Here is a 24,359-nt window from a genome sequence, read left to right on the forward strand (position 1 = left end):
GTGCAAGAATTGCTATCAATTAGATAGCTGCTTGCGCCCGTCTGATAAGGGATGGAGGCCAAAAAGGCTCACATTCTCTGGTGGAATGCGGTATCTCAGGCCCTGAACCGTTTGCGCGTCAGCGCCAGCGCCACCCAGAAACCCGCTACGGTGTAGCCCACCAGCACCAGTCCGTGCCGCCAGGGCGAAGCCGGCCACTGGTCCATGAACATGGGGCGGATGATCTCCACCGCGTTGGTCAGCGGCAGCCAGTCGGAGATGATGCGCACCAGCGGCGGCAACTGCTCGCGCGGAAAGAAAATGCCGCTCAGGAACATCATGGGCGTCAGCACCAGCGTGAAGTAGTAGGTGAAAAAATCGTAACCCTTGGCCAGCGCGTTGAAGATCAGCGCAATGCACGAAAACATCATGCCGACCAGCAGCAGGATTGGCCAGGCCAGCAGCAGCTTGGGGCTGTGGCTGATGCCGAGGGCCAGCATCACGCCGAGGATCGCGGTGACGGTGAACAGCGCCTTGAACGCCGCCCACAACATTTCGGCCAGCAGCACGCTGTCCAGGCTGATCGGGGCATTCATGATGCCGTCCCAGGTTTTCTGCACATGCATGCGCGAAAACGCGGAATACAGCGCCTCGAAGCTGGCGGCGTTCATGGCGCTCATGCAGATCGAGCCGCTGGCCAGGAACAGGATGTAGGGGACTTTGGCCGCGCCGTCGCCGCCCACGCTGATTTCGCCGACCAGCGCGCCCATGCCGTAACCAAAAGCCACCAGCCACATCAGCGGCTCGGCAATGTTGCCGACCAGGCTGGGAATGGCCAGCTTGCGCCAGACCAGCAAGTTGCGCATGAAGACCGGCCACCAGCGCGCTGACAGGTCCGGCGCGCGCCATATGGAAGGAGGAGAGGAGGGAGAAGAGGTTTTCATGGGTGTCTGTTCCAGGGCCATCGCGGAACCGGCTTTGCCGGGCCGCAGGTGGCGCTCCCTTGAGGGGGAAGCGGCCGCCGGCCGCTGCGGGGGTGGTTCATCCGTCCTCCCTGATCTGGCGGCCGGTCAGTTTGAGAAACAGGTCTTCCAGGTTGGCGGGCCGGTGCAGGGTGCGCAAACTGCCGTGGGCCGCCAGGCGGTCCAGCAAGGGGCGGGCGTCCTGGGTGTAGAAAAACACCGTCTCGCCGCTGACCTCCACCCGCGCGGCCAGCGCCCGCAGCCCGGCGTGTTCGGGGGCGCGGGCCAGCTCCAGCGCGCCGACGCCATACACCTCCACCACGTCGGGCTCCAGATGTTGCGCGATCAGCTCGCGTGGTTTGCCTTCGGCGATTTTTTTGCCGTGGTCCAGCACCAGCAGGCGCGAGCACAGGCGCTCGGCTTCGTCCATGAAGTGGGTCGTCAGCAGAATCGACTTGCCCTGTTGCAGCAGCAGTTGCAGGCGTTCCCACATCAGATGCCGCGCCTGCGGGTCCAGCCCGGTCGTGGGTTCGTCGAGCAGCAGCAGGCGCGGGTCGTTGACGAGTGCGCGCGCCAGGCTCAGGCGCCGCTTCATGCCGCCCGACAGCTCGCCGGGTTTGCTGCCGGCCTTGTGCGACAGCGAGGCAAATTCCAGCAGCGCCGGCACGCGGGCACGCACCTGCGCCGCCTTCATGCCGAAATAGCGGCCATACACCTGCAGGTTTTCGGCGCAGCTGAAGTCCGGGTCCAAGGTGTCGAACTGGCTGACCACGCCCAGCCTGGCCTTGATGGCCAGCGCGTCGTCGGGCATGCGCAGACCGCGGTCTTCGCCGCCCGCAAAATAGGTGATGTCGCCGGTGTCGGGCGCCGTCAGGCCCAGGCACATGCGGATGGTGGTGGTTTTACCGGCGCCGTTGGGGCCGATCACGCCCAGGCATTCGCCAGGCGCAATCTCGAAGGACAGGTCGTCCACAACCACAGCGCTGCCGTAGTGTTTGGTCAGGCCCCGGATCTGGAGAAGGGGAGGGTTCATGCGGCTATTGTTGCCCAGCTGCGAGGGGTTGTTGCCGCGCAACGCGACAGCGGCTGACCAGACACCGGGTTTCAGGCCTCGTCGCCGTAGTCGTGGTCGGGGTGGTTGACCACGTCCAGTTTCCAGTAACCCCGGCCCACGATCTGGCTGCGGCTCACGCCCAGCCCGGTGATCAGCCAGTGACGGATGCGCCGCATCGCCGCTGCTTCGCAGGCCAGGTAAACACGGGTTTCGGGGCCAATCGGCGCAACAGCATGCAGCGCTTTTTCCAGGGCTTGTCCGGCCGCCCGGTGGTCGGTGCCGCGCGCCAGCCAGGCCACGTCAAGCTGCGCTGCGCTGTGCAGCGGCCGCTGCTCGGCATCGCTGATGACTTCCAGCAGCACCTGCGCGCGGGCGCCGGCGGGCAGGGCGGTCAGGATGGTTTCCACTGCCGGCAGCGCGCTGTCATCCGCGATCAGCAGGTGCTGCGTAGTGGCGGTGTCCAGGGCATACCCGGGGCCGGGCCCCATCAGGAACAGCACCTGGCCGATGGTGGCCTGCGCCGCCCAGGTCGAGGCCGGGCCTTCGCCATGCAGCACAAAATCGACATCCACTTCCAGCGCCTCGGGCCGCACCGCCAGCGGGGTGTAGGTGCGCATGGACACCGCGCGCGGGCCGTCCGGCAAAGGGCGGGTCGGCTCGGTTTGGCCAGGCTCCGGGAAGATCAGCTTGATATAGCTGGCCGGCCCGGCCGGGGCGAAGCCCTCAAGTTCGGCACCCTTGAGCGTGATGCGGCGCATGGCCGGGCTCAGGACGTCGATGCGGCTGACTTCCACGCGGCGCGGCGGACGGCGTTTGCGTGCGGGCGCCGGGCTGGACCCTTCCTGCGGGCGTGCGAGAGGCGCAATGGAGTTTGTCAAGAAAGGCTTTCTGAAGAAGGGGGACGTCAATAAGAACCATTTTCATCCAGAACCTGCGCGTCCGTGATTCGTAGGGCCATCTGCCGAAGGGGTCGTACCACGGGGACGGGCATTTTCCCGGGTGAAGTAAAGTGTTGGTCACGGCGCTTCGCTCCCCGGCTGGTTTGCATCGCGACCTGTCCTCCGACCCATCCACCTCCTGCACATCCCATGACCACCTTCGGCACTCCCCTGTCTCCTCACGCAACCAAAGTCATGCTGCTCGGCTCCGGCGAACTTGGCAAGGAGGTGCTGATCGCGCTGCAGCGCCTGGGCGTGGAAACCATCGCCACCGATCGCTACGACAACGCACCCGGCCAGCAGGTCGCCCACCATGCACGCACCATCATCATGAGCGACCCGGCCCAGCTCAAGGCGTTGATTGAAAAGGAAAGGCCGCACCTGGTAGTTCCCGAGATCGAGGCAATAGCCACTCCGATGCTGGAAGAACTCGAAGCCGCGGGCGTGGTGCGTGTGGTGCCGACGGCGCGCGCCGCCCGGTTGACCATGGACCGCGAAGGCATTCGCCGCCTGGCCGCCGAAACCCTGGGCCTGCCGACCAGCCCTTATGTATTTTGCGATTCGCTGGCAGAACTTCAGGCGGCGATCGACGCCAACATCGGCTACCCCTGCGTCGTGAAACCGGTGATGAGCTCTTCCGGCAAGGGCCAGAGCAAAATTTCCGGTCCCGCTGACGTCAAGACCGCCTGGGACCACGCCATGGCCGGCGGCCGTGTCAGCCACGGCCGCATCATCGTCGAAGGCTTCATCGACTTTGACTACGAGATCACCCAGCTCACGGTGCGCGCCATGGGCGCGAATGGGCAGATTGAAACCCATTTCTGCGAGCCCATCGGCCATGTGCAGGTCAGCGGGGACTATGTCGAGAGCTGGCAGCCGCAGCCCATGGCATCCAGAGCGCTGCAGAAAAGCCGCGACATCTGCAAGGCCGTGACCGACAACCTCGGTATCGGCCATGACGGCAAGCCGGGCGGCCTGGGCCTGTTTGGCGTGGAGCTGTTCGTCAAGGGCGACGAGGTCTGGTTCAGCGAGGTCAGCCCGCGGCCCCATGACACCGGCATGGTGACGATGTGTACGCAGTGGCAAAACGAGTTCGAGCTGCATGCGCGCGCCATTCTTGGCCTGCCGGTCAACACGGCGCTCAAAACCCCGGGTGCCAGCGCCGTGATCTACGGCGGCGTGGATGCGCAGGGCATTGTGTTTGACGGTGTGGCCGACGCACTGGGCGTACCCAACACCGACATCCGGCTGTTCGGCAAGCCGGAGAGTTTTGTCAAGCGCCGCATGGGCGTTGCGCTGGCCTTCGATGACGATGTGGAGACTGCGCGGGTTCATGCCAAGTTGGCAGCCTCGCGGGTCAAGCCCCAGGTGGCTTGACGGGACCGTCCATGAAATACCCGGAACTGATGGAAATGCTGGCATGGGCGGAAGATTCGTCCCTGCGGCTTCTGTTGGTTGCGGGTATTGCTGTGGTGTTGGCCCTGCTGGTGCATCGTGTGGGCTTGGCCCTGGCACTGCGGCTGACACGTTCCATGCCGGTCGCCGCGACGGTGGTCCGGCACTGCAGGGCGCCGGCCCAGCTGCTGCTGCCGCTGATTGCCCTGCAGGCCGTCTGGCAGGGCGCACCCAATGACCTTGCGCTGATAGGTGGCGTGCGCCACGCCAATGCCCTGCTGCTGTTCACGGCATTGACCTGGCTGGGGCTGCGCGCCGTTCGCGGTGTGGCGCACGGTGTCACCGACCTGCACCCGGTTGATGTCGAAGACAACCTGCACGCGCGCCGCATTCACACCCAGACCCGCCTGCTGGCCCGAACCGCGATGTTCACCATCGTGCTGACCGGGCTGGCCCTGATGCTGATGACCTTCCCGGGGGCGCGGCAGTTCGGTACCAGCCTGCTGGCGTCGGCCGGCGTGGTGGGCCTGGTGGTGGGGATTGCCGCACGGCCGATTTTCAGCAACCTGATCGCCGGGCTGCAGATTGCGCTGGCGCAACCCATCCGGCTTGACGACGTCCTGATCGTGGAGGGCGAGTGGGGCCGGGTGGAGGAAATCACCGGGACCTATGTGGTGCTCAAGATCTGGGACGAGCGCCGGCTCATCATTCCCCTGCAGTGGTTTATTGAGCACCCTTTCCAGAACTGGACCCGCAAAAGCGCCGGCATCATCGGCACGGTTTTCCTGTGGGTGGACTACCGCATGCCGATGGCGCCCCTGCGCGCCGAGGCGCAGCGTCTGTGCGAAGCGTCACCCGACTGGGACCGGCGCCTGTGCAAGCTGCAGGTCACGGAAGCGGGCGAAGGCGCCATGCAGCTGCGCCTGCTCGTGACCTCGGCCAGCTCCGGCCACAACTGGGACCTGCGCTGCCATGTTCGCGAGGGGCTGGTCGATTTCATGCAGCGCGAATATCCGCAGCACCTGCCGTTGATGCGCGCCGAATTGGCGGATACCCGGCAGGGGAACACGGCGGCCAGCGCCAAAGGCCTGCAACCGGGTTGAAGCATGCTCCGCCAGACCCGGCGGGTTCACGCCTGCCAGGTCGGCACTCTCCGCCAGCCTTCGGCAGGTTCACTTCAGGTAGCCACGCGCCTTCATGTTGTCGCAGCCGAACCCGCCCGCCCGCATGGCCGGGAGGGTTGTGCCTTTTTCCCTGGCGCGTGCTTCCATCTGCTTGTGGTTTTCTTCCTGGTAGGCCTTGCACTCTTCGTAGCTCTTGAAGCTGCGCATCCTGGCTTGGTGCTCGGTCCGCTCTTGCGGGGTCATGAGCTGGTAACCCCAGGTGTTCCCCGGGCTGGCGGCCCATGGACCTTTGGCCAGCACGGTTCCTGCAAGCGAAGCGGTAAGCAGCAGTACCGCCATTGAGCATGAAAGTGGTTTCATGGAGATCTCCATATGGTAAAAAAATGCCGCAACCCCTGCGGCAGGGATGCCGTGGATGCACTCGGCCGATAGCTTTTTTTCTTCCTTGCACCTGCGGCGCCGGGTTCTGCCAAGGCTGGTGGTGGAACCCAACAGACCGGCTGAAGCCTGGCTCTCATTCAGCACCTTTCCGGGCGAACTGCACTTGACCCTTGTCAAGACCAATACGTCATTGCCTGGGATTTCAGGCTTCCGGGTCCCCGCAGAAAGCTGTCCGGAAGGCAGGACGGTTCCTGTTACGGCAAGGAACAGGTCTGGCCGTTACACGTCCGTTTCAACTCAGGCTCCATGGTGTGATGCCACCATGGCCCGGCTGGGTTCTTTTGGGTTCTTATTCGTGCCGCAACGCGTCGATCGGGTCCATGCGTGCCGCACGCCGGGCCGGAAAATAGCCGAACAGCACCCCGATGCCGGCCGAGAACAGGAAGGACAGAAGGTTCACGGCCGGGTTGAAGAGGTAGGGCACATCCATCACGGCCGCCAGCGCCACCGAGGCGCCGGTGGCCAGCACGATGCCGATCAGGCCGCCCAGCGCCGCCAGCACCACCGCCTCTATCAAAAACTGCAGCAACACTTCGCGCTCCAGCGCGCCTATCGCCAGCCTCAGGCCAATCTCGCGCGTCCGTTCGGTCACGCTCACCAGCATGATGTTCATGATGCCTATGCCGCCCACCAGCAGGCTCACTGCTGCCACCGCGCCCAGCAGCATGGTCATGACCTTGGTCGTGCCCGACAGTGTGTCGGCCAGCTGCTTGGTGTCGAGCACGTTGAAGTTGTCTTCATCGCTGCTGGCCAGCTTGCGGCGCTCGCGCAGCAACTGGGTCAGGCTGGCCTTGACACGGTCGGGATCGCTGCCCTCCAGCATGGACACCAGCAGGGTGTTGACGCGGGTATTGCCGGTGATGCGGCGCTGCAGCGTCTTGATCGGCACCAGCACCAGGTCGTCCTGGTCGTTGCCGAAAGCGCCCTGGCCCTTGGAGGCGAGCACGCCCACCACCTCGCACGAAATCTGCTTGACGCGCAGCTGCTCGCCGACGGCGCTGCGCGCGCCGTAGAGCTCGCGCCGCACGGTTTCGCCGATCAGGCAGACCGCCGCGCCGGCACGCAGCTCGTCGTCGGAAAACATGCGCCCGTCACCGAGCTTCCAGTTGCCGGTCTCCAGCCAGACATTGGTGCTGCCGATGATGCTACTGGTCCAGTTGCGGCCGCTCGCCACCACCGTGCTGCTGGTGCGTGCCTCGGGCGCCACGGCCACAATGCCGCCTATCTGCGACGCAATCGCCTCGGCATCGACCTCCTTGAAAGCGGGCGCGGTGGCGCCGCCGCTGCCCGGGCCCATGCGCTGGCCGGGGCGCACCTGCAGCAGGTTGGTGCCCAGGCTGGAGATCTGGTTCTGCACCGCCAGGGTGGCGCCGTTGCCCAGCGTCACCATGGTGATCACGGCGCTCACGCCGATCACGATGCCCAGGATGGTCAGAAAGGAGCGCAGCAGGTTGCGCCGTATCGAGCGCAGTGAAAGCAGCAGGGTGTTGAGCCACATCAGTGCGTCTCCGAGGCGACGGCCTGCGCGTGCAGTCCGGCCGGATGCGGGTTGAGCGTGTCGCTGGCCACCACGCCATCGACAAAACGCACGATGCGCCTGGCGTAGGCGGCCATGTCGGCTTCGTGCGTGACCATCAGCACCGTAATGCCCCGGTCCGCATTGAGATGCCACAGCAGCTCCATGATCTCGCGGCTTCGCTGGGTGTCCAGGTTGCCGGTGGGCTCGTCGGCCAGCAGCACGGCCGGCTCGGTCACGATGGCGCGCGCAATCGCCACGCGCTGCTGCTGCCCGCCCGAGAGCTCGGCCGGCGTGTGGTGTTCCCAGCCCGCCAGCCCGACCGATGCCAGCGCTTTGGCCGCCGCGGCATGGCGCGCTGCCGCAGGCTCGCCGCGGTACAGCAGCGGCAGCTCCACGTTTTCCTGCGCCGAGGTGCGCGCCAGCAGGTTGAAGCCCTGGAACACAAAGCCGAAATAGCGCCGGCGCAGGCGTGCGCGCTGATCACGCGTGAGCGACTCCACATGCACACCCTGGAACAGGTAGGCTCCGGCGGTCGGTGTGTCCAGGCAGCCCATGGTGTTCATGGCGGTGGACTTGCCCGAGCCGCTGGGGCCCATGATGGCGACGAAATCGCCGGCCGTTATGTCGAGGTTCACGCCCTTGAGCGCGGCCAGGGCCGTGGCGCCTTCGCCATAAACCTTGGTCACGCCGTGTAGGCGGATCAGCGGCGCGTCGCCGCCAGTGAGCGTCGCGCCTGGCTTGCTCATGGGGCTGCTGCGCTGGCGCGCTGGTCGGTGATCACTGCCATGCCTTCCTGCAAGCCGTCGCCGCTGACCTCGGTCATGCGGCCATCGCTGACGCCGGTCTTGAGTGTCACCGCCACGGCCTGGCCGTCCCTGAGTACCCAGACCTGCCGTATCCCGGCCGTGGCGCCATCGGCGCCCCGGCGCGCGGCCGTGCGCGGCATGCGCGGCATGAGTTTGGAGACGAAACTGCTGCTGGACGCAGCCGCCGCGGGGCTGTCGGCGGTGGGCGCGGGCGTGAAGCGCAGCGCGGTGTTGGGCACCAGCAGCACGTTCTTGCGTTCGGTTGCCACGATGGTCGCCGCCGCCGTCATGCCCGGACGCAGGCTCAGGTCGCTGTTGTCCACATTGAGCCAGGTCGTGTAGGTGATCACGTTGTCGGTCTTGGTCGAGCCATAGGCCACGCGCGTGATCGTCGCCGGGTAGCGGCGCGCGGGATAGGCGCTGACGGTGAAGCTGGCCTTCTGGCCGACCTGCACGGAACCCACATCGGCTTCGTCCACGCTCACTTCGAGCCGCAGCTTTTGCAGGTCCTCGGCCACGGAAAACAGCGTCACCGCCTGCAGCGATGCTGCCACTGCATTGCCGGGCTCGACCGTGCGCGTCAGCACCACGCCGTCGATCGAGGAGCGGATCGCGGCCTTGGACAGGTTGGTTTCATCGGTGGACAGCGCGGCCCGGGCTTCGGCTACATTGGCGTGCGCGCTGGCCTCGGCTGCCACGGCGCGGTCCACACCGGCACGCGCGCTGTCGAGCTCGGCGGCCGAGGGCACCTTGCCGCCCGACAGGCGCGCCACCTCCTCGAAGCGGGCCAGGCTGGCCCGCGACTCCTTGAGCGTGGCCGTGCCCTGCGCGAGCTGGGCCTGTGCGGCCGCCAGCGCGGCGCGCGAGCGCAGCACCTGGTCGGACAGCTTGGCGTTGTCCAGCTCCACCAGCACCTGGCCTTTCTTCACGCGGTCGTTCACGTCCACCAGCACGCGCTTGACCGTTCCCGACAGTTCGCTGCCGATGTTCACCGAGCGCGTGGGCTGCAGGGTGCCGTTGGCCAGGACGTTGAGTGTGAGGTCGCCGCGGCGCACCACCTCGGTCACGTAGCTCGGGGCGGTACTGCTCTTTTTCTGCGCCAGCCAGTAAGCCAGGCCTGCCGCCAGCAGGAGGACGATGACGGCGACGACCCACAGGGCAGGCCGCTGCCACCAGGCGCGCTGGTGCGCAGCGCCCAGCAGGGTTTGCAGGTCAGCGGCCGAGGGACTGGGACTGGTGGCGGCGCCGGAGGGTGCAGTGGCGTTCGGAGTGTTCATGGACATCTCTGGAAAATTGTGGGGTGCCGGTCTGCGGTTCAGGGAGTGGCGGCTTCAGGCCCGGGGGTCCAGCCGCCGCCCAGCGCCTTGTACAGGCGCACATGGTCGGCGCTCAGGATGGCGCGCGTGCTTTCCACGCTGTCCTGGGTGGACAGCAGGGTGCGCTGCGTCTCCAGAACCGTGCGAAAGTCGATCAGGCCACTGGCATAACGCTGGCGCGCCAGCAGCTCGGCATTGCCTGCTGCGTCGGCTGCGATTTGCAGCCTGGCCAGCCGCTCGCGGTCGCCCTGCAGGGCAACCAGTGCATCTTCCACATCCTTCAGGGCGGTCAGCACGGTGGCCTCATAGGCCACGCGGGACTGCTCCAGCGCCGCTTCCTGCGCCCGCACCTGCGCCCTGGCCGCGCCACCGTCCAGCAGGGGAACCGAGATGCTGGCCAGCAAGGCGCTCGCCACCGTGCCGCCGGACGCGAGCGAACCCAGACTCAGGGCGTTCAGGCCGAGTGAGCCGCTGATCTGGAAGCCCGGATAACGTGCGGCCTCCGCCTGCGAGACACGCGCCAAAGCGGCGCTGATACGTTGCTCGGCGGCGCGCAGATCCGGGCGCTGGCGCAGGGTGTCGGCAGGAAGTCTGAGCGTCAGCGCGCCGGGCGCCTGCGGCACGGGGCCGGCGGCAGTCAACAGAGCCTGCAGCGCGCCAGGCGCCTGGCCGGTCAGCACGGCCAGGCTGTGCTGCGCCTGCGCGGCACTGGCTTCCAGCGTCGGAGTTTGCGCACTGGTCTGCGCGCTGGCGGCGCGGGCCTGCTCCAGGTCGAGCGAGGACGCCAGGCCCGCCTGGACCCGCCAGTCAGTGATCTGCTGCGTCTCGCTCTGGCTGGCCAGGTTGTTGCGGGCGATCGCCAGGCGTGCCTGCAATCCCCGCAGTTCGATGTAGGTGACGGCCACCTCGGCGGCCATCGAGACCTGCGTCTCGGCCAGGCTGGCCTGCGCGGCCTGGGCATCGGCCTCGGTGGCGTTCAGGGCGCTGCGCCTGGCGCCAAACACATCGGGCTCCCAGCTGGCATCAAAACCCGCCTTGAACAGATTGCCGGCTTCGTTGCCGCCCGACTTGCTGCGCTGGGCCGACCCTGCGGCGTTCACGATGGGCGCCAGCCTGGCCGAGCTGACATCGCGCAGTGCTCTGGCCTGCTGCAGCGCGGCTTGCGCCGAGCGCACCGTGGTGTTGGCCTGCAGGGCCTGGGTGACCAGCCGGGCGAGCAGGGGGTCGTTGAAGCGTTGCCACCACTGCGCCAGCGAGGTCGCGGCGGCTGGCGTGGTGGTGTTGCCGGACCAGGCCGCAGGAACCGGCGTCTGCGGCAGCGCACCGCCCTGTGGCGCCAGCGAGGCACAGCCGGACAGCAGCACGGCCAGCGCCAGGGCCGGAACCCGGGTGGGGTGCATCGGGGCAAGCCCGGGTGGGAAGGAATTCATGGGACGACCACACCAGACTTCTGCATAAAGTGCATTATTGGTACCTCGCAGCGGATCGGCCTTGCCCCTTGTCAACTCAGGCCATGTAAAGCTGGCTGCCTGAGGGGCCGTGGGGGCGTCGGAGCATGGGCACCCCCACGGCACTGAAGTGGTGCGTTTGGGCTACTGGAAGGCCACTTCAGAAAAACTGCGCAGCTTGCGGCTGTGCAGCTGGCTGCTGCCCTGTTCGCGCAGCAGTTCGATGGCCCGCATGCCGATGCGCAAGTGCTGGTCGACCCGCTCGCGGTAGAAATGGTTCGCCATGCCGGGCAGTTTGATCTCGCCGTGCAGCGGCTTGTCGCTGACACACAGCAGCGTGCCGTAGGGCACGCGGAAGCGAAAGCCGTTGGCGGCGATGGTGGCGCTTTCCATGTCCAGTGCAACGGCCCGGCTCTGGCTGAATCGGCGCTGCGGCTGGTTGCCGGGCAGCAGTTCCCAGTTGCGGTTGTCTGTGGAAGCCACGGTGCCGGTGCGCATGATGCGCTTGAGATCCGGGCCCTCCAGATGGGTCACGTCTTTTACAGCGCGTTCCAGTGCCACCTGGATTTCCGCCAGCGCAGGAATCGGAACCCACAGCGGCAGCTCTTCGTCCAGCACGTGGTCTTCGCGCACATACCCGTGCGCCAGCACATAGTCGCCGAGCTGCTGGCTGTTGCGCAGCCCTGCGCAGTGGCCCAGCATGATCCAGGCGTGCGGGCGCAGCACGGCGATGTGGTCGGTGATGTTTTTGGCGTTGGCCGGCCCGACGCCGATGTTGACCATGGTGATGCCGCTGCGGTCGGCGCGCATCAGGTGGTAGGCCGGCATCTGCGGCAGGCGCGGCGGCGCCATGCCCAGTTCGTCGCCGGTGATGGCCGGCAGGCCCGCGCGGCGCGTGACCACGTTGCCGGGCTCCACAAAGGCGATGTAGTCGCTGTCCGGGCGCGCCATTTCTTCATGGCCCAGCCGCACAAATTCGTCGATGTAGAACTGATAGTTGGTGAACAGCACAAAGTTCTGGAACCAGTCGGGCGAGGTCCCGGTGTAGTGGCGCAGGCGCTGCAGGGAGTAGTCCACCCGGGCGGCGGTGAACAGCGACAGCGGCTGCGGCTCGCCCGGCCGGGCCTCATAGGTGCCGTTGGCGATGCCGTCGTCCATGGCCGCCAGGTCGGGCAGGTCGAACACGTCACGCATCAGCATGCGCCGGTCTGCGCTCAGGTTGCCTTCGATGTGGTCGTGCTCGGCAAACGAGAAGTGCACCGGAATGGGCTGGGTGCTGGTGCCTACTTCCAGCTCGACCGAATGGTTTTGCATCAGCAGGCGGAATTGCTCCAGGTAGTAGTTGCCATAGAGGTCGGGCCGCGTCAACGTGGTTTCAAAACGGCCCGGCCCGGCCACAAACCCGTAACTGAGCTGGGAAATGTCGGGCGTTTCCAGGATCGCGCGTGCCACAGTTTCGGTGTGAACACGCACAAAAGGGTAACAGGCGCGCACATGGCCGGGCAGGGTTTCGCCGGCCACGTAGCGGTGCATGGCATCGCGCAGGTGGGCAATCTGCTGGTCATAAATCAGGCGGACCTGGGCCAGCGCGGCGGCCGGGTCGGCGTAGCGGGTGGGGGCGATAAAGGCGGGCAGGTAAGGCATGGGCTTATTGTGCTCCGCTCCCCGAAACGCGGCTTTTTTGGCCGCAACTGACATCAAAACGACACATTGCGACCCTAGATTCAACGGCAACACCACCTGGAGAGACCATGGACGCTGCCATTCGAATCAATACGCTGAGCAAAACCTTTGGCAACGGCCGCAAGGCCCTGCAACAGATCGACCTGAGCATTGCGCCCGGCGAAATGGTCGCGCTGATCGGGGCTTCCGGCTCCGGCAAGTCCACCTTGCTGCGGCACATGGCGGGGCTGATGGCCGGCGATGCGTCGGAGCAGGGGTCCATCGTGATCCACGGCAGGACCGTGCAGCGCAACGGGAAAATCGCGTCCAACATCCGTTCGGTGCGTTCGGGCATCGGCTTTGTTTTCCAGCAGTTCAATCTGGTGGGCCGGCTGCCGGTGATCGTCAATGTGCTGGCCGGCACCCTGCACAAGGTACCGATGTGGCGCAGCCTGATCCGCTGGTTCACGCCCGAGGAAAAGGCCAGAGGCATCGAGGCGCTGCGCCGGGTGGGCATCGCCGAATGTTGTGCACAGCGGGCATCGACGCTGTCGGGCGGCCAGCAGCAGCGCGCCGCGATTGCACGGGCCATGGTGCAGGGCGCCAGGGTGGTGCTGGCCGACGAGCCGATTGCCTCGCTGGACCCGGAGTCCTCGCGCAAGGTCATGGACATCCTGGCCCGCGTGAACCGCGAAGATCAATGCACGGTCGTGGTGTCGCTGCACCAGGTCAACGTCGCCATGAAGTATTGCGCCCGCACCATCGCCCTGCACCAGGGCAAGGTGGTGTACGACGGCCCTTCGGTCGGACTGACGCCCGCCGTGCTGCGCGATCTGTATGGCGCCGAGGCCGACGACATCCTGTCCCTGGGCGATGCCATTTCCAGCCTCGAAGACAAGGCCAAACCCGTTCCTCACCTCGCCTGGCCGACGCCGATGGCGCAGGCCGCTTGAGTCACCACTGTTTCTTTCAACACTTCAAGGAAATCACCATGATCAGAAAACTATTGACCGGACTGGCTGCTGCGGCGCTGGTCACCCTGGCGCCAGTGCATGCGCAGGATCTGAAGGAAATCAATTTCGGCATCATTTCGACCGAGTCCTCGCAGAACCTGAAGTCGGACTGGCAGCCGCTGCTGGAAGACATGGCGAAAAAGACCGGCTACAAGGTCAACGCCTTCTTCGCGCCTGACTATGCCGGCATCATCGAAGGCATGCGTTTCGGCAAGGTGCATCTCGCCTGGTACGGCAACAAGTCGGCCATGGAGGCGGTGGATCGCGCCGGCGGCGAAGTGTTCGCCCAGATGGTCAACGCCGACGGCACCCAGGGTTATTACTCGCATTTTGTGGTGCACAAGGACAGCCCGCTCAAGACACTGGACGATGTGCTCAAGAACGCCAAAACCCTGTCCTTCGGCAACGGCGATCCCAACTCGACCTCCGGCTTCCTGGTGCCCAGCTACTACGTTTTTGCGCAGAACAAGCTCGACGCGCGGACTGCCTTCAAGGTGTCACGCAGTGCCAACCACGAAACCAATGCCCTGGCCGTGGTCAACAAGCAGGTCGACGTGGCCGTGACCAATAGCGAAACGCTGGACAAGATCAAGGATCGCATGCCCGGGAAGTTCAAGGACATCCGCGTGGTCTGGACCTCACCGCTGATCCCGCTGGATCCGCTGGTCATGCGCAAGGACCTGCCTGATGCGACCAAGCAGAAACTCAAGGACTTTTTCTTTGCTTATGGAAAAGGGGGCCAGCAGGAAAAGGAGGTTCTGATGAAAATCTCCAAGCTGTCGGCCTTCAAGCCCTCGACCAATGCCCAACTGATCCCCATCCGCCAGCTGGAGCTGTTCAAGGAGCGCAACAAGTTCGAGGCCGACGCAACCCTGCCCGCTGCCGACAAGCAGGCGAAGGTCGCCGAGATTGACCGCAAGCTCGCCGAGCTGAGCCGCAACTGAGGCTGCCCGTGAACACCCCTGTCCATCTTTCAGTGCAGGCGCCTCCTGCGCCGCTGCAAGTGCCGCGCGCCAGCCTGCTGGGCCTGATGGCTTGGGGCGTACTGCTGGCCTTGCTGGCCCTGTCCTGGAAGGGCGCCGACATGCGCCCGCTGGACCTGCTGCGCGACTCCGGCAACATGGCGGAGTACGCGGCCAGCTTCTTCCCGCCCGACTTCAAGGAATGGCGCAACTACCTGCATGAAATGGTGATCACGGTGCAGATCGCCTTGTGGGGAACGGCCCTGGCCGTGGTCTGCGCTGTGCCGCTGGCCCTGCTGTCCTCGGCCAATATTGCGCCGGTCTGGGTTCGTCAGCCGATTCGCCGCCTGATGGATGCGGCACGCGCCATCAACGAGATGGTGTTTGCCATGCTGTTCATCGTGGCCGTGGGTCTGGGCCCGTTTGCCGGCGTGCTGGCGCTGTGGATTCACACCACCGGCATCCTGGCCAAGCTGTTTTCCGAAGCGGTGGAGTCAATCGACCCGCAACCCGTGGAGGGCATACGTGCCACCGGTGCCCACGCGCTGGAGGAAATTTTCTACGGCGTGATTCCGCAGGTGCTGCCGCTCTGGATTTCCTACACGCTGTACCGCTTTGAGTCCAACGTGCGTTCCGCTTCGGTGGTGGGCATGGTGGGCGCCGGCGGCATTGGCGTCGTGTTGTGGGAGATCATCCGCGGCTTTCAATATGCCGAGACCTGCGCCGTGATGATTATCATCGTGGTCACCGTCAGTGTGATCGACCTGATTTCGGCCCGTATTCGCCAAGCGCTGGTCTAGGAACTGCCATGGCATTGGAAATTGAAGAGATCACCGCACTGTTCCAAACGCGCGGGGCCGCGCAGTACGGCGGTGAGGCCATCAACCAGCTGCAGCACGCACTGCAGTGCGCCCACCTGGCCGAGCGTTCGTGCGCGTCTGCTGAACTGGTTGCGGCTGCGCTGCTGCACGACCTCGGCCATTTGCTCGTCCAGCGGGAACCGGCGAAGGAAGCAGGCGTTGACGACCTGCACCAGTTCCTGGCGCTGCCATTTTTACGCGGCGCATTTCCGGACGCCGTGCTCGAACCCATCCGCATGCATGTGGATGCCAAGCGCTATCTCTGCCAGGTGGACAGCCATTACCAGGCCAGTCTGTCACCGGCGTCGCAGCGCAGCCTGGCGTTGCAGGGTGGCCCGTTTTCCGGGGAGGAAGCCGCCGCTTTCATGGCGCAGGCTTTTGCCGCCGATGCGGTGGCGCTGCGGCGCTGGGACGACCATGCCAAGGACCCTGCGGCGACACCGCCCGATTGGGCCCACTACATCGGTGTTCTGAAGCAGGCCGCCTCTGCCGGCCTGGCTGAACCGGTCAGGTAGACCACCAGGCGCTGGCCGGCGACGGCCAGTGCTTCATTGTTGACGATCACGCAATCGGCTGGCATGCCGGAAAAAGTGGCGTTGCGGGCCAGCCTCTCGGCAACGGCCGTGTCGCTATCGCGTCCCCGCTGCGCCAGGCGGATGGCCAGGCGTTCCGGATCGGTGCTGATCTGCACCACCCGCAGACCGGATGAAGGCGGCAGGCTGTTGACATGCGCGCGTGAGCCGTTGACGACCACGAGGCATCCGGCCTTGACGGCGTCGGCGTAATGGCTGGCGATGCCGTAACTAAATCCGTGCGCCTGCCAGTGCCAGCTAAGGCCGCCCGACAGCAGCAGCCCGGCAAAGACCGGCAACGTGACCGGATCGTGGTCGGAGCCCGGTTGCACGGGGCGTGTCACCATGCGGCGTGCAAACACGATGTCGGAGCGCCCGACCAGCGCCTGTCGCGCAGCGTCGATCACGCTGTCCTTGCCGGAACCGGACGGTCCGCAGACAAACACCCAGAGGCCGCTCATGCCCCCAGCCTGACATCCATGACGCGCTGAAACGGCGCGCCCGGGCTGCGTTCGACGAACAGGCAGAGCCGGTCCAGGACCAGGGGGGCCTGGGTGTTGAGGCGGTCCACGTCCGCGGCGACCGCCTGGCTGACCTGCCGGGCAAGGGTCGCATCGACGGGGCCGGTCAGTGTCAGATGCAGGCGAAACTTTTCCATCACGTAGGGGTAGCCATACAGGTCCAGCAGCTCGGTTTCGCGGGCGTCCAGAGGGGCCGCGCGGCGGCGGGCAAGTTCTGCTGCCTCCGCAGGAGCGCGCAAGTCGTCGAGCCCGGCCACACAGGCCGCCGCCAGTGCCTGCAGGCTTTCGGGGGCGGTCTCGGGAACCAGTGCCACGAAGTTGCCCAGCGCGGCGGCACGCAGCGGTCCCAGCGCCACCGGTGCCAGCGTCTGAGCCAGCCTGCCCAGGCGTGCCACCAGATCGGATTCGTCGTGCGCGGCTGACAGCCTGAAGGGCGCTTTCAAGGTGGCGTGGAAGCCGTAACGCCGCGGCTCTGCGGTGATGCCGGCAAACTCTGCCGGTGGCAAACCTTCCAGCAAGGGCTGGGGCAGCGCCGTGTTGTCGTGTTCATTGCGGCCCAGCCAGTGCGCGCCAAACGCCCACCACGGCGAGTGCCGGTCCGGCGCAAAATAAATGGCGTAACGCGCGCTCATGCGACCGCTCCCGTTTCATTTCCTGCATTGATCACCAGCTGGACCCGGTCGCCGGAAAACACGGTTTCCCCGTACTTGATCGGCAGGCCGGCCATGTCGACGTCCAGGCACTCGACACACAGCACCGGCCGCGTCAGCGGCTGCTTCAGCAGCCGTGCGGTTTCAGCGGACGGCATCTGGGTGGTGACGCGGCTTTCGGCGCGCACGTAGTCCTCGACACCAAAGTGCCGCAGGATGTCGGTGGTGCAGGTGCCGCGGCCAAGCATGTCGAGCAGGCCGGCGAATCGCCCGGCGGGGTAGTAGGCCGTGGCCAGTGCGATCGGCTGCTCGTTGGCCTCGTCGAGCATTTCCACCATCAGCACCTTGTCCCCCTTGCCCAGCCGGAGTTCATGCGCCGCACGTTCGGGTGCCGGCATCTCCCGGGCGGTGAGCAGCTGTTTGCTGGGCAACAGCCCCTGGCGCTGGAGGTTTTCGCTGAAGCGCGTACGGCGCGACAACACGTAGTCGAGCAGTTCGTGCTGGACGAAGGTACCGCGGCCCGGTTCGATCCGCACCAGACCATCACCCTGCAGGGCAGCGACCGCCTGGCGCAGCGTGTGGCGGTTCACGCCAAAACGTGTGGAGAGCTCGTTTTCACTGGGCAGACGCCCGGTGGCCGTGAAGGCGCGGTCACGGATTTCGGTGCCCAGCGTGTCGGCAATCTGCTTCCACACTGCCACACCGCTGCGCCGGCCGGGCGCGCTGGAAAGAGGGCGTTCGCTTGTCATCATTTGGTCATGTTGTCCGGTTGAACTAGGGTGTTCCTGCAGCCATTGTGGCTGTCGGTTGTTTGCAGTGACCAACCCAACTCTAGTGACTGATTTAGACATCTGTATGACAAACCAGACCATGACCGAAAACAACGAGGCCCGCAGGCGCTGGCTGGCCGTGCTGGCACGCGCCACCCGGCCCGAACTTGAAAAGGCGTGGGCTCTCCTGGGTGCCCTGCCGCCGCTGGAGCATGTCCGGCCTGCCGAATCGGGCATGGTCATGCTGCGCGGCCGGGTCGGGGGGACCGGCGACGCCTTCAACCTCGGGGAGGCCAGTGTGACGCGTTGTGCCCTGCGCGTCGGCACGGGTGCGCTGGGCGTGGGTTACGCCCTGGGACGTGATCGCCGCAAGGCCGAACTGATTGCCGTGCTTGATGCGCTGCTGCAGGACCCCACGCGCCACGCAGACCTCATGCATGCGGTGGTCGAGCCGCTGGCCAGGCAACAGGCCGCGCAGCGGGATGCGACCAGCCGCGCGGCGGCCGCTTCGAAAGTTGAATTTTTCACGTTTGTGCGGGGCCAGGCATGAATCAGAACCAGCCACTGAGTGCCGGCTTCGCCGATCCGGTGCATGACGCACAGACTGCCTTTCGCCGTGTGCTCGATGCGCTGTCACGGCCGGGCCGGCGCTTTGTTCTAGGCGCTGCGGTCCCGGGTCTGACCCTGGGCCCGGCGATGGCGCATCTGCTGCTCGCATTGACCGACGACGATACCCCGGTATGGTGGCAGCGCGATGAGGGCGCCGCCCCGGACTGGCTGCGTTTTCACACCGGTGCGGGCCGGGCGGCCGCGCCGCAAGAGGCGGCGTTTGCCGTGCTCGTTGATGCAGGGGCCATGCCGCCGCTGGACAGTTTTGCGCCAGGCTCGGCGCAGGCGCCCGAACGTTCGGCCACCCTGCTGGTGGAAGTCCCCTCGCTGGATGACGGCCCGGCCGTCGAGTGGCGTGGTCCCGGCATCCAGGACATGCAGACGGTGCGTATTGCCGGCCTGCCCGACCATTTCTGGACGCAGTGGCAAGCCAACCACGCCGCGTTTCCGCAAGGGGTGGACATTGTTTTTACCTGCGCAGACCTGGCGCTGGGGCTGCCGCGCACGACCCGCGTGCGGCGTCTGGAAGAAGTCCTATGAGCCCCCACGCTCTCATTCGTTCGCTGCCCCCCGAGGGGGCGCAGGCCGCCTTTGAGGCGGCTCGGCAGGAGGCCTGAAATGTATGTAGCCGTCAAGGGCGGCACCGCCGCCATCGAAAACTCATGGCACCTGCTCGCCGCGCAGCGCCGCGGTGATACCGCGCTGCCGGAACTGTCGGTGGACCAGATCCGCACGCAGCTGTCGCTGGCGGTGGATCGCGTCATGTCCGAGGGCTCCCTGTACGACCCCGAACTGGCCGCCCTGGCGATCAAGCAGGCCAGTGGCGACCTGATCGAGGCGATTTTCCTGCTGCGTGCCTACCGCACCACCTTGCCGCGTTTTGGCTACAGCCTGCCGCTGGACACCGCACAGATGAACCTGACACGCCGCGTCTCGGCCACGTTCAAGGATGTGCCCGGCGGCCAGGTGCTAGGCGCCACCTATGACTACACCCAGCGCCTGCTCGACTTCGCCTTGCTGGCCGAAGGTGGCGGTGACCAGGAGGCGCCAGCGCCCCAGGCTGCGGCGCCGGCCTTGCCGGCCAGCATGCCGCGTGTCAACGAATTGATGGCGCGTGAAGGCCTGATGGAGACACCGCGCCCCGTCGCAGACGGCGAGCCGGGCGACCTGACGCGTGAGCCCCTGATGTTTCCGGCCGACCGGCCGCTGCGCCTGCAGGCCCTGGCGCGCGGCGATGAAGGCTGGTTGTTGGGCCTGGGGTATTCCACCCAGCGCGGTTATGCCAATGCCCATCCGTTTGCCGGTGAAATCCGGCGCGGCACCGTGTCGGTGGAAATTCTGGCCGACGAGCTTGGCTTTGCGATTGATATCGGCGAGGTGGAAGTCACCGAGTGCCAGATGATCAACCAGTTTGCCGGCAACCGCGAGGTGCCGCCGCAGTTCACCCAGGGCTACGGCCTGGCGTTTGGCGGGGCCGAACGCAAGAGCATGGCGATGGCGCTGGTCGATCGCGCACTGCGTGCGCGCGAACTGGGCGAGCTGGCCGTGGCGCCGGCGCAGGACGAGGAGTTCGTGCTGTCCCATGCCGACAGCCTGGAGGCCTCCGGCTTTGTGCAGCACCTGAAGCTGCCGCATTACGTGGATTTCCAGTCCGAGCTGGAACTGGTGCGTCGGCTGCGTGCCGCCCATGCGCAGGAAGGGCAGGATGACAAACACGCAGACCAGGGCGGTGTGGCGCCTACCCCCCACGCCGAACCGGCGATACAGAAAGCAGCATGATGGACGAGCATTACAACTTCGGATTTCTGGACGAACGGACCAAAAAAATGATTCGCCGCGCCATGCTCAAGGCGGTCGCCATTCCGGGCTACCAAGTGCCTTTCGGCTCGCGGGAAATGCCGTTCGCCTACGGCTGGGGCACCGGCGGTGTGCAGGTCACGGCCAGCATCATTGGCCGCGATGATGTGCTCAAGGTGATTGACCAGGGTGCCGACGACACGACCAATGCGGTCAACATCCGCCGCTTTTTTGCGCGCACCACCGGTGTGCCAACGACGGAGAAAACCGCTGAGGCCACCATCATCCAGACGCGGCACCGCATTCCGGAAGCTGCCTTGAGCGAAGCGCAAACCATTGTTTACCAGGTGCCCATGCCGGAACCGCTGTTCCGGCTGGAGCCGCGCCGCCTCGAAACCATCACCATGCATGCGCTGGGGGAATACGGCCTGATGAACGTCAAGCTCTATGAGGACATCGCCCAGCTCGGCGCCATCTCCAAGACCTACGATTACCCGGTGCTGGTCAATGAGCGCTACCTGACCTCGCCTTCGCCGATACCGAAGTTCGACAACCCCAAGATGCACATGAACCCGGCCTTGCAGCTGTTCGGGGCAGGCCGGGAAAAACGCATTTACGCCATCCCGCCCTACACCGCTGTGCGCAGCCTGGATTTTGAGGACCACCCGTTTGAAGTGCAGCGCTGGGAGCATGCCTGCGCCCTGTGTGGCGCGGCGGAAAGTTTTCTCGACGAAATGATTGTGGATGACGAAGGCAGCCGCCTGTTTGTCTGTTCGGACAGTGACTTCTGCAGTGGGCGCCGCGAGGCCGGCCATGTGGGCACGCAGCAGGCCGTGCAGATGCCGGACGCGCTGGTGCGCCCGGCGGTGGAGGGCGCGCGATGAGCAGCGATCTTCTCCTGTCCGTACGCGACGCCGGCAAGCAGTTCATGCAGGGCCAACGCCTGCGCTGGGCCTGCCGCGGCGTGAGTTTTGACCTTTACCCCGGCGAGGTGCTGGCCGTTGTCGGTGAATCCGGCTCCGGCAAGTCCACGCTGCTGCGCCTGCTGGCGTCGCGTCTGGCGTGCGACGAAGGCTCGGTGCATTACGACCTGCGGGAGGAGGCCGGCAGCGGCGTCGCCGCAGCACGCGGCGCGTCCGGGCTGGTGGATCTGGCCGGGTTGTCCGAAGCGCGGCTGCGCTGGCTGGCCCGCACCGACTGGGGCTTTGTCGAACAGCATGCGCGCGACGGCCTGCGCATGAATGTGTCGGGCGGCGCCAATATCGGCGAACGCATGATGGCCCTGGGCGCGCGCCACTACGGCAAGCTGCGCGGCGAGGCCCTGAGCTGGATGGAACGTGTCGAACTCGACGTGGACCGCATCGACGACCTGCCCGGCACCTACTCGGGCGGCATGCAGCAGCGCCTGCAGATAGCCCGCAACCTGGTGACCCATCCGCGCCTGGTCTTCATGGACGAACCGACCACCGGGCTGGATGTCTCGGTACAGGCGCGGCTGCTCGATCTGCTGCGCGAGCTGGTCGACCAGCTGCATCTGGCGGCCGTGATTGTCACGCACGATCTCGCGGTGGCGCGCCTGCTGGCGCACCGCATGCTGGTCATGAAAGACGGCTGCGTGGTCGAGCAGGGCCTGACCGACCGCGTGCTCGACGACCCGCAGCATCCCTACACCCAGCTGCTGGTGTCTTCCGTTCTCACCCCCTGATTCGCCAAACTTGCATCACCATGACTTCTGTCCTTGAAACCAGCGACCTTTCCAAGACTTTCACCCTGCACGCGCGTGGTGGCCTGGCGCTGCCTGTTTTTTCCGGCATCAGCCTGAGCGTCAGCCCGGGCGAGTGCCTGGCCTTGACCGGTCATTCCGGCAGCGGAAAAAGTTCGCTGCTGCGCTGCCTGTACGGCAATTACAGCGCCAGCAGCGGAGAGGTGCGCATCCGCCACCAGGACCAGTGGATCAGCCTGTCCGCGGCAGCGCCACGCGAGGTGCTGGATGTACGGCGCCGCACGCTCGGTTATGTCTCGCAGTTCCTGCGCGTGATTCCCCGGGTCTCGACGCTGGACATCGTGGCCGAGCCACTGCGCCGTCTTGGGGTGGCCGCCGACGAGGCGCGCGATCAGGCCGCGCAATGGCTGGCGCGCCTGAACCTGCACGAGCGCCTCTGGCATTTGCCGCCCGCGACTTTTTCAGGTGGTGAGCAGCAGCGCGTGAACATCGCGCATGGCCTGATCGCCAACCATCCCGTGCTGTTGCTCGACGAACCAACCGCCTCGCTGGATGCCGACAACCGCCGCGTTGTGGTGGAGCTGATTCATGCAGCACGTGCGCGTGGGGCCGCTGTGGTCGGCATTTTTCACGACGACGAAGTTCGCGAAGCGGTGGCCAGCCGCTGCCTGGATGTCGAGCACTATCGAAAATCAAACTGAACCGGAAGATCCCCATGAAGCAGAAAATCATCAGGAACGCAAGAATTGTCACGGCCAGCGAAGAGTTCACCGGCTGTCTGGTGGTCGAGGGTGGCCTCATCCGCACCATTGAGCGCGGCGACACCTCGGTCACCGGTGCGCAAGACTGGGCCGGCGACTGGCTGCTGCCCGGCCTCGTCGAGCTGCACACCGACAACCTCGAAAAACACCTGGTGCCGCGGCCCGGCGTGTTGTGGAACGCCCATTCCGCCACGGTCATGCACGACGCGCTCTGCGCGGCTGCCGGCATCATCACGGTGCTCGATTCGGTTGTGATCGGGGACATGGACCAGGGCGGCACACGCAGCCAGACCCAGCATGTGTCGATCGAGGCCCTGCACGAGTGCCGCGCCGAAGGCCTGCTGCGGGTCGAGCACCTGCTGCACCTGCGTTGCGAGGTCTCGGCCCCCGACATCGTGGAGGTGTTCGAGCACTATGCCGACGACTCCCTGCTCGAACTGGTCAGCGTGATGGACCACACGCCGGGCCAGCGCCAGTGGCGCGATCTCGGCAAGTACCGGCGCTATGCCGAGCGTTACGGCAGCTTCAACGACGCGGAATATGACACCCTGGTCCAGGAGCGTCGGGTGCACCAGGAGCGTTTTGCCATTCCCAACCGCGCGGCCGTTATTGCCGGCAGCCGCGCCCGTGGCCTGCCGGTGGCGAGCCACGATGACACGGAAGTGGCGCATGTCGAGCAGGCGAGCCAGGAGGGCATTGCCATCTCGGAGTTTCCGACCACCGTGGCCGCCGCCCGGGCGGCCCGGGATGCCGGGATGGGCATCGTCATGGGCGGACCCAACCTGGTCAAGGGTGGCTCGCATTCGGGCAATGTGTCGGCGGCTGAACTGGCGCAGCTTGATCTGCTCGACATTTTTTCGTCGGACTACGTGCCCGCCAGCTTGCTGCAGTCGGCCTTTCTGCTGCGCGATACGGCCGGCTGGAGCCTGCCCAAGGCAGTCAATACCGTCACGCGCAACCCGGCCCGCGCCATTGGCCTGACGGACCGCGGTGAGCTGGCCCCCGGCCTGCGCGCCGACCTGATCCGGGTCCGGATGAGCGGCGGCATGCCCATCGTGCGGGCCGCCTGGCACCAGGGTGTGCGCGCATTCTGAGCGTGCCGGCCCCCCCCGGGGGGCGTGTCAGCCGGTCACCTACAAGCGATCGGGCTGTCGGCTGACTTTCCGGAATTTTTCTCGTCTTCTAAAGTGCAGCCATCCGTTTTATCGTTCATATGCCACCCATGTGTACAAGGAGCTGCTGCCATGCAAGTCGACGCCCCCAGCGCCAATCCTTTCATGTTGATGATGACGCCCCAAAAGGTGCTGGAGGCGATGAAGAAGTCTGATGGCCTGCGGCGCCTGCAACACCAGGTGTTTCACCCGCTGGACAGCCGCCCCGCTTTTCAGGAGGATGCGGAGCTTGCCGCTTTTGATGAGGCGATTGAACGCGCCAGCCTGGTCCTCCCCGAAGGGGAGAGCGCGCCACCGGCGTGACG

26 protein-coding genes are annotated in these 24,359 nt (G+C 65.8%); 14 read left to right on the forward strand and 12 right to left on the reverse strand.

Features of this window, described 5'->3' with window-relative positions:
• Positions 1-95 precede the first annotated feature (95 nt).
• The 3 genes from PSV40_RS11715 to PSV40_RS11725 all read right to left on the reverse strand — a co-directional run bounded on the left by PSV40_RS11715 (position 96) and on the right by PSV40_RS11725 (position 2,873).
• Positions 96-923, reverse strand: coding sequence for an ABC transporter permease (locus PSV40_RS11715; protein WP_300537633.1), 828 nt, complete (start codon positions 921-923; stop codon positions 96-98).
• A 97-nt stretch (positions 924-1,020) separates the two neighbouring features.
• Positions 1,021-1,974, reverse strand: a complete 954-nt coding sequence (locus PSV40_RS11720) for an ATP-binding cassette domain-containing protein (RefSeq protein ID WP_300537635.1) — start codon at positions 1,972-1,974, stop codon at positions 1,021-1,023.
• A gap of 71 nt (positions 1,975-2,045) precedes the next feature.
• Positions 2,046-2,873 carry a siderophore-interacting protein gene (locus tag PSV40_RS11725; protein ID WP_300537637.1) on the reverse strand — a complete coding sequence of 276 codons (828 nt, stop codon included), beginning with the start codon at positions 2,871-2,873 and terminating at the stop codon, positions 2,046-2,048.
• Positions 2,874-3,083: 210 nt separating this feature from the next.
• On the opposite strand from PSV40_RS11725, the gene purT reads away from it, so the two are divergent.
• Complete coding sequence (gene purT, locus PSV40_RS11730) at positions 3,084-4,310, forward strand: formate-dependent phosphoribosylglycinamide formyltransferase (RefSeq protein WP_300537639.1); 1,227 nt, start codon at positions 3,084-3,086, stop codon at positions 4,308-4,310.
• A 29-nt stretch (positions 4,311-4,339) separates the two neighbouring features.
• Positions 4,340-5,431, forward strand: coding sequence for a mechanosensitive ion channel domain-containing protein (locus tag PSV40_RS11735; protein WP_300537842.1), 1,092 nt, complete (start codon positions 4,340-4,342; stop codon positions 5,429-5,431).
• A 69-nt stretch (positions 5,432-5,500) separates the two neighbouring features.
• Here PSV40_RS11735 and PSV40_RS11740 read toward each other — a convergent pair whose 3' ends face one another.
• The 6 genes from PSV40_RS11740 to PSV40_RS11765 all read right to left on the reverse strand — a co-directional run bounded on the left by PSV40_RS11740 (position 5,501) and on the right by PSV40_RS11765 (position 12,626).
• On the reverse strand, positions 5,501-5,812 hold the full coding sequence (locus PSV40_RS11740) for a hypothetical protein (RefSeq protein ID WP_300537641.1): 312 nt from the start codon (positions 5,810-5,812) through the stop codon (positions 5,501-5,503).
• Between the two features lie 370 nt (positions 5,813-6,182).
• A complete protein-coding gene (locus tag PSV40_RS11745; protein WP_300537643.1) occupies positions 6,183-7,391 on the reverse strand; it encodes an ABC transporter permease in 1,209 nt (402 codons plus the stop codon).
• A complete protein-coding gene (locus PSV40_RS11750) occupies positions 7,391-8,158 on the reverse strand; it encodes an ABC transporter ATP-binding protein (protein WP_300537644.1) in 768 nt (255 codons plus the stop codon). Before PSV40_RS11750 ends, PSV40_RS11745 begins: the two co-directional genes overlap by 1 nt.
• Positions 8,155-9,495, reverse strand: coding sequence for an efflux RND transporter periplasmic adaptor subunit (locus tag PSV40_RS11755; protein WP_300537646.1), 1,341 nt, complete (start codon positions 9,493-9,495; stop codon positions 8,155-8,157). The genes PSV40_RS11750 and PSV40_RS11755 overlap by 4 nt, the downstream gene beginning before the upstream one ends.
• 38 nt (positions 9,496-9,533) lie before the next feature.
• Positions 9,534-10,964, reverse strand: a complete 1,431-nt coding sequence (locus PSV40_RS11760) for an efflux transporter outer membrane subunit (protein ID WP_300537648.1) — start codon at positions 10,962-10,964, stop codon at positions 9,534-9,536.
• A 162-nt stretch (positions 10,965-11,126) separates the two neighbouring features.
• Positions 11,127-12,626, reverse strand: a complete 1,500-nt coding sequence (locus tag PSV40_RS11765) for an AMP nucleosidase (RefSeq protein ID WP_300537650.1) — start codon at positions 12,624-12,626, stop codon at positions 11,127-11,129.
• A gap of 107 nt (positions 12,627-12,733) precedes the next feature.
• On the opposite strand from PSV40_RS11765, the gene phnC reads away from it, so the two are divergent.
• The 4 genes from phnC (at position 12,734) to PSV40_RS11785 (ending at position 15,994) form a co-directional block, all read left to right on the forward strand.
• Entirely contained in the window at positions 12,734-13,597 is an 864-nt protein-coding gene (phnC, locus tag PSV40_RS11770; RefSeq protein ID WP_300537652.1) for a phosphonate ABC transporter ATP-binding protein, read from the forward strand.
• Positions 13,598-13,635: 38 nt separating this feature from the next.
• The gene (gene phnD / locus PSV40_RS11775) at positions 13,636-14,601 is read left to right on the forward strand and encodes a phosphonate ABC transporter substrate-binding protein (RefSeq protein ID WP_300537654.1); all 966 of its coding nucleotides are present in this window, start codon (positions 13,636-13,638) and stop codon (positions 14,599-14,601) included.
• A gap of 86 nt (positions 14,602-14,687) precedes the next feature.
• A complete protein-coding gene (phnE, locus tag PSV40_RS11780; protein ID WP_366915014.1) occupies positions 14,688-15,419 on the forward strand; it encodes a phosphonate ABC transporter, permease protein PhnE in 732 nt (243 codons plus the stop codon).
• A gap of 8 nt (positions 15,420-15,427) precedes the next feature.
• Entirely contained in the window at positions 15,428-15,994 is a 567-nt protein-coding gene (locus PSV40_RS11785; protein ID WP_300537657.1) for a phosphonate degradation HD-domain oxygenase, read from the forward strand.
• Here PSV40_RS11785 and PSV40_RS11790 read toward each other — a convergent pair.
• The 3 genes from PSV40_RS11790 to phnF are packed head-to-tail and all read right to left on the reverse strand — an operon-like array spanning position 15,937 to position 17,974.
• Positions 15,937-16,512 carry a phosphonate metabolism protein/1,5-bisphosphokinase (PRPP-forming) PhnN gene (locus tag PSV40_RS11790; RefSeq protein ID WP_300537659.1) on the reverse strand — a complete coding sequence of 192 codons (576 nt, stop codon included), beginning with the start codon at positions 16,510-16,512 and terminating at the stop codon, positions 15,937-15,939. The two genes, PSV40_RS11785 and PSV40_RS11790, sit on opposite strands and share 58 nt — an antisense overlap.
• Positions 16,509-17,204 (reverse strand): DUF1045 domain-containing protein, encoded by a 696-nt coding sequence (locus PSV40_RS11795; RefSeq protein WP_300537661.1) that lies wholly within the window; start codon positions 17,202-17,204, stop codon positions 16,509-16,511. The genes PSV40_RS11790 and PSV40_RS11795 overlap by 4 nt, the downstream gene beginning before the upstream one ends.
• Entirely contained in the window at positions 17,201-17,974 is a 774-nt protein-coding gene (gene phnF / locus PSV40_RS11800) for a phosphonate metabolism transcriptional regulator PhnF (protein WP_300537663.1), read from the reverse strand. The genes PSV40_RS11795 and phnF overlap by 4 nt, the downstream gene beginning before the upstream one ends.
• A 103-nt stretch (positions 17,975-18,077) precedes the next feature.
• Between phnF and phnG the strand changes: the two genes are divergently transcribed.
• The 8 genes from phnG (at position 18,078) to PSV40_RS11840 (ending at position 24,357) form a co-directional block, all read left to right on the forward strand.
• The gene (gene phnG / locus PSV40_RS11805; RefSeq protein WP_300537665.1) at positions 18,078-18,542 is read left to right on the forward strand and encodes a phosphonate C-P lyase system protein PhnG; all 465 of its coding nucleotides are present in this window, start codon (positions 18,078-18,080) and stop codon (positions 18,540-18,542) included.
• Positions 18,539-19,141: a phosphonate C-P lyase system protein PhnH gene (phnH, locus tag PSV40_RS11810; protein ID WP_300537666.1), complete on the forward strand. Its 603-nt coding sequence runs from the start codon at positions 18,539-18,541 to the stop codon at positions 19,139-19,141. Before phnG ends, phnH begins: the two co-directional genes overlap by 4 nt.
• A 78-nt stretch (positions 19,142-19,219) precedes the next feature.
• Entirely contained in the window at positions 19,220-20,380 is a 1,161-nt protein-coding gene (locus PSV40_RS11815) for a carbon-phosphorus lyase complex subunit PhnI (protein ID WP_300537668.1), read from the forward strand.
• Positions 20,377-21,282, forward strand: a complete 906-nt coding sequence (locus tag PSV40_RS11820) for an alpha-D-ribose 1-methylphosphonate 5-phosphate C-P-lyase PhnJ (RefSeq protein ID WP_300537670.1) — start codon at positions 20,377-20,379, stop codon at positions 21,280-21,282. The genes PSV40_RS11815 and PSV40_RS11820 overlap by 4 nt, the downstream gene beginning before the upstream one ends.
• Positions 21,279-22,103, forward strand: coding sequence for a phosphonate C-P lyase system protein PhnK (gene phnK, locus PSV40_RS11825; RefSeq protein ID WP_300537672.1), 825 nt, complete (start codon positions 21,279-21,281; stop codon positions 22,101-22,103). Before PSV40_RS11820 ends, phnK begins: the two co-directional genes overlap by 4 nt.
• 20 nt (positions 22,104-22,123) lie before the next feature.
• Positions 22,124-22,822 carry a phosphonate C-P lyase system protein PhnL gene (gene phnL / locus PSV40_RS11830; RefSeq protein ID WP_300537674.1) on the forward strand — a complete coding sequence of 233 codons (699 nt, stop codon included), beginning with the start codon at positions 22,124-22,126 and terminating at the stop codon, positions 22,820-22,822.
• Between the two features lie 14 nt (positions 22,823-22,836).
• Positions 22,837-23,976 carry an alpha-D-ribose 1-methylphosphonate 5-triphosphate diphosphatase gene (locus PSV40_RS11835; RefSeq protein ID WP_300537676.1) on the forward strand — a complete coding sequence of 380 codons (1,140 nt, stop codon included), beginning with the start codon at positions 22,837-22,839 and terminating at the stop codon, positions 23,974-23,976.
• Positions 23,977-24,126: 150 nt separating this feature from the next.
• On the forward strand, positions 24,127-24,357 hold the full coding sequence (locus PSV40_RS11840; protein WP_300537678.1) for a hypothetical protein: 231 nt from the start codon (positions 24,127-24,129) through the stop codon (positions 24,355-24,357).
• Positions 24,358-24,359: the final 2 nt, after the last annotated feature.

The organism is Polaromonas sp., from assembly GCF_029945925.1.
In the GTDB taxonomy this organism is placed as follows: domain Bacteria; phylum Pseudomonadota; class Gammaproteobacteria; order Burkholderiales; family Burkholderiaceae_C; genus Polaromonas.

Bases quoted from the DNA above. Each gene is read 5' to 3' on its own strand.
- phnG (WP_300537665.1), top strand. From the start codon at position 18,078: ATGACAAACCAGACCATGACCGAAAACAACGAGGCCCGCAGGCGCTGG.
- PSV40_RS11815 (WP_300537668.1), top strand. From the start codon at position 19,220: ATGTATGTAGCCGTCAAGGGCGGCACCGCCGCCATCGAAAACTCATGG.
- phnC (WP_300537652.1), top strand. From the start codon at position 12,734: ATGGACGCTGCCATTCGAATCAATACGCTGAGCAAAACCTTTGGCAAC.
- PSV40_RS11765 (WP_300537650.1), bottom strand. From the start codon at position 12,626: ATGCCTTACCTGCCCGCCTTTATCGCCCCCACCCGCTACGCCGACCCG.
- phnD (WP_300537654.1), top strand. From the start codon at position 13,636: ATGATCAGAAAACTATTGACCGGACTGGCTGCTGCGGCGCTGGTCACC.
- PSV40_RS11820 (WP_300537670.1), top strand. From the start codon at position 20,377: ATGATGGACGAGCATTACAACTTCGGATTTCTGGACGAACGGACCAAA.
- PSV40_RS11715 (WP_300537633.1), bottom strand. From the start codon at position 923: ATGAAAACCTCTTCTCCCTCCTCTCCTCCTTCCATATGGCGCGCGCCG.
- PSV40_RS11835 (WP_300537676.1), top strand. From the start codon at position 22,837: ATGAAGCAGAAAATCATCAGGAACGCAAGAATTGTCACGGCCAGCGAA.
- phnK (WP_300537672.1), top strand. From the start codon at position 21,279: ATGAGCAGCGATCTTCTCCTGTCCGTACGCGACGCCGGCAAGCAGTTC.
- phnF (WP_300537663.1), bottom strand. From the start codon at position 17,974: ATGATGACAAGCGAACGCCCTCTTTCCAGCGCGCCCGGCCGGCGCAGC.
- PSV40_RS11735 (WP_300537842.1), top strand. From the start codon at position 4,340: ATGGAAATGCTGGCATGGGCGGAAGATTCGTCCCTGCGGCTTCTGTTG.
- PSV40_RS11790 (WP_300537659.1), bottom strand. From the start codon at position 16,512: ATGAGCGGCCTCTGGGTGTTTGTCTGCGGACCGTCCGGTTCCGGCAAG.
- phnH (WP_300537666.1), top strand. From the start codon at position 18,539: ATGAATCAGAACCAGCCACTGAGTGCCGGCTTCGCCGATCCGGTGCAT.
- PSV40_RS11760 (WP_300537648.1), bottom strand. From the start codon at position 10,964: ATGAATTCCTTCCCACCCGGGCTTGCCCCGATGCACCCCACCCGGGTT.
- PSV40_RS11720 (WP_300537635.1), bottom strand. From the start codon at position 1,974: ATGAACCCTCCCCTTCTCCAGATCCGGGGCCTGACCAAACACTACGGC.
- purT (WP_300537639.1), top strand. From the start codon at position 3,084: ATGACCACCTTCGGCACTCCCCTGTCTCCTCACGCAACCAAAGTCATG.
- PSV40_RS11740 (WP_300537641.1), bottom strand. From the start codon at position 5,812: ATGAAACCACTTTCATGCTCAATGGCGGTACTGCTGCTTACCGCTTCG.
- PSV40_RS11745 (WP_300537643.1), bottom strand. From the start codon at position 7,391: ATGTGGCTCAACACCCTGCTGCTTTCACTGCGCTCGATACGGCGCAAC.
- PSV40_RS11840 (WP_300537678.1), top strand. From the start codon at position 24,127: ATGCAAGTCGACGCCCCCAGCGCCAATCCTTTCATGTTGATGATGACG.
- phnL (WP_300537674.1), top strand. From the start codon at position 22,124: ATGACTTCTGTCCTTGAAACCAGCGACCTTTCCAAGACTTTCACCCTG.
- PSV40_RS11795 (WP_300537661.1), bottom strand. From the start codon at position 17,204: ATGAGCGCGCGTTACGCCATTTATTTTGCGCCGGACCGGCACTCGCCG.
- phnE (WP_366915014.1), top strand. From the start codon at position 14,688: ATGGCTTGGGGCGTACTGCTGGCCTTGCTGGCCCTGTCCTGGAAGGGC.
- PSV40_RS11750 (WP_300537644.1), bottom strand. From the start codon at position 8,158: ATGAGCAAGCCAGGCGCGACGCTCACTGGCGGCGACGCGCCGCTGATC.
- PSV40_RS11755 (WP_300537646.1), bottom strand. From the start codon at position 9,495: ATGAACACTCCGAACGCCACTGCACCCTCCGGCGCCGCCACCAGTCCC.
- PSV40_RS11785 (WP_300537657.1), top strand. From the start codon at position 15,428: ATGGCATTGGAAATTGAAGAGATCACCGCACTGTTCCAAACGCGCGGG.